This is a genomic window from Moorena sp. SIO1F2, from assembly GCF_010672755.1.
Classification (GTDB): domain Bacteria; phylum Cyanobacteriota; class Cyanobacteriia; order Cyanobacteriales; family Coleofasciculaceae; genus Moorena.
Genome location: NZ_JAAHFV010000473.1, coordinates 1 through 4,167, shown reverse-complemented (window position 1 = coordinate 4,167; position 4,167 = coordinate 1). Strand labels below are relative to the sequence as shown.

Sequence of the window (4,167 nt, the reverse complement as noted above, 5' to 3'; positions counted from 1 at the left end):
TGGGAGTAGGGAGTAGGGAGTAGGGAGTAGGGAGTAGGGAGTAGGGAGTAGGGAATAGGGCATCAAAAATTATTAAAATTCCTACACGAATTGCTCAATAACCAATACAATAACCTCAAAAAACACGTTCGCGTAGCGTGGCCTACGGCCAATCGCGTAGCGGCTCTGAAAGAGCATCGCAGTTATCTGATAGCTGATAGCTGTAAGATAACTGCTGAACTATCTATAATAAGTTATCTGCAAATAACTATAAATTAAATTTTATTACCCCGATTCCCGACTCCCGACTCCCGACTACCGACTCCCGATTCCCGATTCCCGATTCCCGACTCCCTATTCCCTATTCCCTGTTCCCTCTTCCCTTTGGTATATTAACCTTGACACCGTTGGAGTCAAACCAGTGTCTAACGAAATAGAAGATATTCAGCCTGACCAGCACAACAGTTCTGAAGCTCAACTATCCCGACAAGAACAGGGGCAACGACTCAAAGAATTAGCGCTAGTCTTTTTTAAATTGGGGACAATTGCCTTTGGTGGCCCAGCTGCTCACATCGCCATGATGGATGATGAAGTAGTGAAGCGACGACAGTGGATGAGTCATGAGAAGCTGCTGGATCTACTGGGCGTTACCAATCTTCTTCCAGGCCCTAACTCTACAGAATTAGCGATTCACATCGGTTATGAGCGAGCAGGATGGCGAGGACTGTTTGTTGCTGGTTCTTGTTTTATCTTGCCAGCAATGGTGATTGTCTGGATAATGGCAGCAATTTATGCCCGTTACCAGAGTGTGCCCCAGGTAGAGTGGCTCCTCTATGGTATCAAACCAGTTATCATCGCTATTGTTTTACGAGCGTTATGGAAGTTGGGGAAAAAAGCAGCAAAAGATATTCCCACCACAGTAGCAGGAGTTGCAGCTACTATCGCTTTCTTCTTAGGTACCCATGAAATTCTCTTACTGCTGTTGGTCGGAGCTGCGGTAATGGTAGTTAAAACTCTTTGGCGTAGAGGAAACAATATCACAGGTGCTTTACTTGTGCCTTTCTCTAGTCTTTTAGCCCAGACCGGTGTACCATCCGCCGCTTCCCTATCTTCTGCTAGTGTCTTCCTATTCTTCCTAAAAATTGGCTCCGTTCTATATGGTAGTGGCTATGTGCTGTTGGCATTTCTACAACAAGATTTAGTAGAGCGCCACCAATGGCTTACTTCCCAACAACTAATTGATGCGATCGCAATCGGTCAAGTCACTCCCGGTCCTGTGTTTACCACTGCTACCTTCATTGGCTATCTCCTGAATGGAAATGTTGGCGCAATCGCTGCCACCGTTGGAATCTTTTTGCCTGCCTTTGTGTTAGTCGGAATCCTCAATCCTTGGGTGCCTAAGCTACGCCAATCCCCCTGGGCAAGTGGATTCCTCGACGGTGTTAATGCCGCTTCCTTAGGACTGATGACAGGAGTAACGTATATCTTAGCACGTACTGCTTTAGTAGATTGGTTAACCGTTATGGTGGCAATAACTAGTGCGGTGCTGGTATTTCGCTTTAAGGTAAATTCCCTATGGTTAGTGTTAATCGGCGGAATTATAGGATTTATTTCACAATTAGCCCAGTTGTCGATTGGGTTTTAGGGAATCAAGAATCGGGAGTCGGGAATCGGGAATCGGGAATCGGGAGAATACTGACCACTGACCGCTGACCGCTGACCGCTGAATGCTTACGTCTTAGGCTTCTCCTTTAACCATGTTCACTAGAATCCCAATAATTTTATTAATGTTGTTAATATAATAGCTATCATTATCTATATAAGCGACATTGTTATCAAGCTTAACAAATCTCCATTCATCTCCTGTTGTTACTGCACCATATACACAGGATAACTCATGACTTGCTTCTTGATTAAAAAGTTGAGCAGCATGCATTTCCGCAATACATTGACCTAAGCCAGAAATAATATTTTCATTCTTAGCTTCAACTATTGTAATTACGGGTAACTCTAAATATAACTGTTCTTCTGAACCGCTAATGATATAATCGCAAAATACAGTTAAGCCTTTTTCCTTATCTACATTAAAATCAATCCCTGAGAATAGACTAATTTTTTGATCATAGGATTTTTCTTTAACTTCCAGTAAAATATTAATAATGATGAGTTCTGATCTAGCTTTTTCCGTATTAATGGCTAACGCTAAAGGAACATTTCTTTTTAAGGTCTGTGCGAGATAATCACTTATTTCAATTTCTTCACTATTGGAAAATAGTGACTGCTCCTCCACAGTCTGGATATTGAAGTCAAGCTTGACTTTCTTGAGAGTAAAGTCACTGTATGCCACGTAAGTCTCCTGATTTTGAGCCTAAGAATAAGGCGCTCGGGTGCATGGGTGTTGTTATGCGGCGGATTGGTGCTTTCGATTATACCAAGCATTTACGTCTGCGATTATCTGGCTAACCTGCTCCTGATCCAGGGAACGCCATTGATTGTTTTCAAGAGTATAAAGGCTCTGGTTGGATTCACTTGGATACTTCAACCATCGGTAATAGCCCCTGTCATCGTCCATAGTGAAAAACAATACACATACCGGGAAGGGCAAATCTTGAAAGTACTTCTTTTCTTGGTCAGACAAAACTAATGAAGCTTCTTGCTGTATGTCGTTGAAAGCTTTGTCTCGACCTTTGATGTGAACACCAAAAACCCTTCCTGTCGGTAATTTATCCTGTAGTATTGTTACCAACATATCTAGCCCATAATCAGCTTTCATCCTTTCCACAACTAGATCGTGGCTACGTGTCAAGTATACTATTGCCAGATGTTCAGCACGCTCACCAATGAAATAATCTAAATCTCGCTTCATTACTGCCTCCACTTCGGATCACAAAAGGCTGACCGGAATGCTGGGTAGGTGGGAGAAGTCCAGTAGGCTGCCACCTCATCCCATAGTAGCGCTAATGCATCTGGATTGAGAGGATAGTCAGTACATAGACTTGAAAGTCCTGTTTGACATTCCCCATTAGCTGACACAATGTAACCTCGCTCTCTTGATTCATCGATACCAACAATATAGGTTGGAGCAGGGTAAGCAGCAAGACGCTTGATATCAGTGGCTGTAACTTGAACTTTTAGCCGATGCTCTTTTACAGTGTAACCCTCATATGTTGACTTAACTTGCACAAAGAAAAAAGGTATCAAAGACTCATCATGAAAGAGTTCTACATAAAAGTCTATAGTCCGCTTCTTTTCCCCAAGAAATCGTGGATGATCGAATAGGTAACCGCGCGTTGGATGCTTACGTGTTATGATAACTATAAAAATAGATTCGCCTCGTTGTCCAATAACTTCTCTTTTGTCCACTAATCGTTGGCATCAGAATACTTCCCTAAAAGTATAACTCCAGAGCGTTTCTAAATTAAATGTAAACCTAGACTGTTTTTTTACTTCCAATAACACTTCGTACATAATAAACAAGGGATCTAGCAAGTCGCTATGAATTTGCTATACAACCTATTGCGATGAAAAACACTCACCATGCCAAGAAGACAGAATTGTTGATTAGCCGAAATTTCGATTGGTTTTCAGCTTAGTTATTCAGCTATCAGCCATTGGCGGTAGCTTCTTTCAATACAATTTGATACTCAGCTCTGAGTTCAGCACGATTGGTCTTAATGTAGGCCAGAGCAGCATTAATTTGTTCCTCGGTAAAGTTGAATCGTCGAGCATTACCCATTGGAGTTAGGTTGCTCCGATTCCAACAGTTGAGCGAGTTGATTAGCGGCTTGATGAGAGTTAAGGGGCGACCAAACTGGATAGGTAGCTCCTGGTTCTAAGGTAGGTTCCTCTTTCCTAGCTAGCTCTGCTACCAAAAACTGAATGACTTTCAGTTTGTCTGCACGGTTTAAACCTTTCAGAGTAGGAAATAACTCCACTACTGTCATAGGAAATAGAGAAATGCTTAACTTGTTCAATTCTCTCACACTCCTTTAAATTGGAGCATACTTTTCTACAATTGATAAGGAGTAACTTGTTATTGTAGGGTTTAACGACTGACTTACCTCAGTACAGGACAAAAGTTGCAAAAAGTGCCAGGGAGAGGGTTTGATGGAAATTACCACAAAGACCACAAACCCTCATGGAACAGATTAACCAACTTCGAGCCAAATTGCGACCCCACCTGGGCTG

At 42.3% G+C, this 4,167-nt stretch carries 6 protein-coding genes; 1 reads left to right on the top strand and 5 read right to left on the bottom strand.

Annotation, left to right across the window (positions count from 1 at the left end; genetic code table 11):
* The first annotated feature begins 400 nt into the window (after positions 1-400).
* Positions 401-1,624 (top strand): chromate transporter, encoded by a 1,224-nt coding sequence (locus F6J94_RS31175; protein ID WP_293047350.1) that lies wholly within the window; start codon positions 401-403, stop codon positions 1,622-1,624.
* A 93-nt stretch (positions 1,625-1,717) separates the two neighbouring features.
* On the opposite strand, the gene F6J94_RS31170 is transcribed toward F6J94_RS31175, so the two are convergent.
* From F6J94_RS31170 to F6J94_RS31150, 5 genes are all read right to left on the bottom strand, one after another.
* Positions 1,718-2,326: a hypothetical protein gene (locus F6J94_RS31170; protein ID WP_293047348.1), complete on the bottom strand. Its 609-nt coding sequence runs from the start codon at positions 2,324-2,326 to the stop codon at positions 1,718-1,720.
* Positions 2,327-2,380: 54 nt separating this feature from the next.
* Positions 2,381-2,845 (bottom strand): DUF4365 domain-containing protein, encoded by a 465-nt coding sequence (locus tag F6J94_RS31165; protein ID WP_293019261.1) that lies wholly within the window; start codon positions 2,843-2,845, stop codon positions 2,381-2,383.
* A complete protein-coding gene (locus tag F6J94_RS31160; protein ID WP_293047346.1) occupies positions 2,845-3,342 on the bottom strand; it encodes a DUF4365 domain-containing protein in 498 nt (165 codons plus the stop codon). Before F6J94_RS31160 ends, F6J94_RS31165 begins: the two co-directional genes overlap by 1 nt.
* A 241-nt stretch (positions 3,343-3,583) precedes the next feature.
* On the bottom strand, positions 3,584-3,715 hold the full coding sequence (locus F6J94_RS31155) for a hypothetical protein (RefSeq protein WP_293019258.1): 132 nt from the start codon (positions 3,713-3,715) through the stop codon (positions 3,584-3,586).
* Positions 3,708-3,953 carry a hypothetical protein gene (locus F6J94_RS31150; protein ID WP_293047344.1) on the bottom strand — a complete coding sequence of 82 codons (246 nt, stop codon included), beginning with the start codon at positions 3,951-3,953 and terminating at the stop codon, positions 3,708-3,710. Before F6J94_RS31150 ends, F6J94_RS31155 begins: the two co-directional genes overlap by 8 nt.
* Between the last annotated feature and the right edge of the window lie 214 nt (positions 3,954-4,167).

What these genes read in the sequence shown, in the direction of transcription:
- F6J94_RS31165 (WP_293019261.1), bottom strand. Translation starts at nt 2,845, where the DNA reads ATGAAGCGAGATTTAGATTATTTCATTGGTGAGCGTGCTGAACATCTG.
- F6J94_RS31155 (WP_293019258.1), bottom strand. Translation starts at nt 3,715, where the DNA reads ATGGGTAATGCTCGACGATTCAACTTTACCGAGGAACAAATTAATGCT.